Annotated in this window: 3 protein-coding genes; 2 read left to right on the top strand and 1 reads right to left on the bottom strand. The window is 48.9% G+C overall.

Going from position 1 to position 3,928, the window contains the following annotated elements:
• A partial coding sequence (locus S1OALGB6SA_RS09485; RefSeq protein ID WP_230204532.1) for a DUF6973 domain-containing protein occupies positions 1-585 on the top strand: 585 nt, incomplete at its 5' end.
• A 5-nt stretch (positions 586-590) separates the two neighbouring features.
• Entirely contained in the window at positions 591-1,178 is a 588-nt protein-coding gene (locus S1OALGB6SA_RS09480) for a hypothetical protein (RefSeq protein WP_124033319.1), read from the top strand.
• A 455-nt stretch (positions 1,179-1,633) separates the two neighbouring features.
• Here S1OALGB6SA_RS09480 and S1OALGB6SA_RS09475 read toward each other — a convergent pair whose 3' ends face one another.
• Entirely contained in the window at positions 1,634-3,709 is a 2,076-nt protein-coding gene (locus S1OALGB6SA_RS09475; protein WP_124033318.1) for a WD40/YVTN/BNR-like repeat-containing protein, read from the bottom strand.
• Between the last annotated feature and the right edge of the window lie 219 nt (positions 3,710-3,928).

Here is a 3,928-nt window from a genome sequence, read left to right as displayed (position 1 = left end):
GGCTTTGGACCTGGGCAAAGTGGAGGAATGCGCAAGGGCTATTCTGTCATAGAGGCTCTTAACTGGTATGCCTATGTGAGCAACAACCCCGTAAGGTATGTCGACCCGACGGGGATGTGGAAATTTACAGATGCCGAGCGGGATTTCTTTAAAAACAACAGGAGTGAAGCGGTTAGGGGACGAGTAAACGCAGATAAAGCTCTACGCAAAGCAAGAGGCTTAGATGGGGGACAAGATGGTGAAGGAGATGCCAAGCGGCATGCATGGTGGAGTGCGATGAATGCAAAAGATCTCGGTAAGAAAAAAGCACTAGCTATTGGTAATGCTCACGAAAACCAATCCGGTCAGGATCGGCTATCTGAAGATGAGAGATCTGAGCTACCTGATGACGTTCAAATGGATCTTTACAACAATGAAAAAGGTATAGAAATTGCCCTTGAGAACCCGGATGCAAGTGACAAGGAACTCTGGGAAAAAGTCGAAAACGCTTTTAGTAAAGGTGATTTGGCGCTAATTATAAACGGTAAGGTGAAGATCCCTAAAGGGAAGATGCCTCTGGAGCCTCAAAAGCCTCTAAAGGAATAAGGAAGATGGTGCTAAGACATGCTGTAACTGTTCTATTTGGTACACTGATGCTGATGGTTGCTTGTTCTTCAGAGGGAATAGATATACCGCTTGAGGAATTTGGATTAGGGGATGGGTTATTGGAGTTTTCTGAGGAGAAGTATGACTTTGGTGATTCAACAGGTTTTTACTACTTGAGTTTTTCAAATGAGTTCTTCGAGACAATCATCATTGCCTTTGCATTTGACAATAAGCTTCGAAATTTTTTAAGTAAGTACTTCTATTATAGTGTTGTTGTTGTTCCAGGTTCGTTTTCGCCTTCATATTTCAATACGGATTTGATTTCATCTATTGGATTAGCAAAGACTTTTGATTTAGATGAGCACGGCAAGTCAAAGTTCCTGCAGGTTAGCGAGATTCTGAGATCGTTCTATGGCAATGACTTTGATGTAGTAAGCAAGGAAACCGAAGATTTCCAGCTCAATAAACAGATCTGGAAAATTGGTGCCAACACCATCGAACTAAGACACTACCATTATCCGTCTAATCGTAGAAGAATGTATTTGGAAATGAAGTTTCACCCGGAAGCCGATGTGCAAATCTTAGATGGATGACAGTCGAATTGGACATTTCCGCGATGTCAATTTCTCGACCTGAAGGGCTAATCAGAGCTACAACCCCTAAATCCCGCCTGAGGCCGAAGCCTTGGTTTGTACTCATAAAGAACAATGCTTTTCTCAAGTTCGTTAATAGAGTGCCCTCAAGTCCTCTTCCGCCAGGATCACACCTGCAGCCCTCCATGACATGGGATCACTCCCCTCCCAAGTTTAACTCGTTCGAGACTAAACCTGAAAGCAGTTTCATTTACTATCTTCGTTTGCTCGTTATCGGCAGGCTTTCTACCCACTAGTCAATGAACGCCTGTTTCCTTGTTGAGCAGTCGACGAGTGATATGGGCAGGACAATCATACCATCGGGACTTAAAAAGATTGAACAGTTTAGCGCTGCGATTCGTTTCTTTCTTCGCGGAATATGGGTTCAAGGCTAGTTAGGGACGATGATAAAGGCTTCATTTCCACCTACCCCGATCCGTCCAAGTCGCTCCCCCATCTGTGGAGGTATACAGATGGTCGCCCCGAGCCACTGCGGCAAGTGTGGACCCATCAGAAGATATCGCTATGGACTGCCAGCTTCTAATTCCATCAATTACAGAACTCGGAGCGCTGCGATCTATCCAGGTAGCCCCTCCATCCGTGGAGGTGTACAGATGGCCGCTCCAAACCACTGCGACAAGTGTGGACCCATCGGCAGACATCGCAACGGCTCTCCATCTTTCATCTCCCTCAATTTCAGAGCCGATGTCACTGCGGTCTATCCAGGTAGCCCCTCCATCCGTGGAGGTATACAAATGGTCGCTCCAAACCACTGCGGCAAGTGTGGATCCATCGGAAGACATCGCTATGGACTGCCAAAGCCTATCTCCCTCAATTTCAGAGCCGATGTCGCTTCGGTCTATCCAGGTAGCCCCTCCATCCGTGGAGGTGTACAGATGACCTTTATAAACTGCTGCGGCAAGTGTGGACCCATCGGCAGACATCGCTATGAATTGCCATTGCTCCCATCCCTTAATTTCAGAGTCGATGTCACTGCGGTCTATCCAGGTAGCCCCTCCATCCGTGGAGGTATACAGATGGCCTCTCCACACCCCTGCGATAAGTTTGGACCCATCGGAAGACATCGCAACGACTTCCCAGCTTCTATCTCCTTCAATTTCAGAGCCGATGTCACTTCGATCTATCCAGGTAGCACCCCCATCCGTGGAGGTGTACAGATGGCCTCTCCGCACCCCTGCGATAAGTTTGGACCCATCGGAAGACATCGCAACGGCTTCCCAGTTTCTATCTCCCTCAATTTCAGAGCCGATGTCACTTCGGTCTATCCAAGTAGCACCCCCATCCGTGGAGGTGTACAGATGGCCCGCATCCTCCACTGCGGCGAGTTTGGACCCATCGGAAGACATCGCAACGGCTTCCCAGTTTCTATCACCCTCAATTTCAGAGCCGATACCACTGCGGTCTATCCAGGTGGCACCCTCATCCGTGGAGGTATACAGATGGCCTCTCCACACCCCTGCGGCAACTGTGGATCCATCAGAAGACATGGCAACGGCTAGCCACCATCTAGTTTGTCCAACTGCATAGTCGGTAACACTTCGACTTGTCCAATTCGTTCCTGAATCAGTGGAAGTATACAAATAGTTGTCATCCACTGCGGCAAGTTTGGACCCGTCAGAGGACATAGTGATGGAATTCCATTCTTTGTCTCCCTCAATTGCGGAGCCACAAGCACTGCGATCCATCCAGGTAGCCCCTCCATCCGTGGAGGTATACAGATGACCTCTCCAAATCCCTGCGGCGAGTTTGGACCCATCGGAAGACATAGTGATGGAATTCCAGCTTCTGTCTCCTTTTATTGCAGAACTCGGAACACTGCGATCCATCCAGGTGGCCCCCCCATCCGTGGAGGTATACAGATGGCCTCCCAACGCCACTGCGGCGAGTTTGGATCCATCGGAAGACATGGCAATGGAAATCCATCTTTTGTATCCTGCAATTGCAGATCCGGAGGTACTACGGTCCGTCCAAGTCGCCCCTCCATCCGTGGAGGTATAGAGATGACCGCCATAATTCATCAAAACGCCACAGTCCGCCGCAGCAAGTGTGGACCCGTCAGAGGACATGGCAACTGACTCCCAGCCCCTATATCCGGCAATCACAGAGTCACGAGTACTGCGGTCTATCCAAGTCGCCCCTGAATCTGTGGAGGTATACAGATGTCCCTCATCCTCCACAGCAACAAGTTCGGACCCATCGGAAGACATCGCTATGGATCGCCAGTCTTTCCTTCCCGCAATTGTAGAGTAGGCAATACTACGGTCTATCCAAGTCGCTCCTCCATCGGAAGAAGTATACAGATGGCCTACAAACTCCACTGCGGCAAGCTTGCTTCCATCGGAAGAGACCGTAATGGAAGACCAACGGTTAGTTTCGAAAATGATTGAGCTAGCAACTTCGGGCTCAGAGAAGCCGGCGAGCAGAGAGACTGCAAGTATTATAGTCAGAATGGAATAGAGATTTCTCATCATAACTCTTCTATTATACATTAGTAAGGTCAGGTTTGTCTTCTCCATGTTTTAGCACAACCATCATTTGGATTCGTGAGAACTCATAAGTGCTTCCATCACTCCACGGGCGTTGCTTCTCAAAAGATTTCAATGGCCCGGGCGAGCTTGATAAGAGCCACGGTACAGCGTGGGAGTTTTGGGAATTCTGAGCGTGGGCTTTTCCAGCGGCAGCTCTGGCCA

The organism is Olavius algarvensis spirochete endosymbiont (genome assembly GCA_900608495.1).
Classification (GTDB): domain Bacteria; phylum Spirochaetota; class Spirochaetia; order DSM-2461; family DSM-2461; genus UBA2779.
This window is presented reverse-complemented; position numbering and strand designations above follow the sequence as displayed.

Bases quoted from the DNA above. Each gene is read 5' to 3' on its own strand.
- S1OALGB6SA_RS09480 (WP_124033319.1), top strand. From the start codon at position 591: ATGGTGCTAAGACATGCTGTAACTGTTCTATTTGGTACACTGATGCTG.
- S1OALGB6SA_RS09475 (WP_124033318.1), bottom strand. From the start codon at position 3,709: ATGATGAGAAATCTCTATTCCATTCTGACTATAATACTTGCAGTCTCT.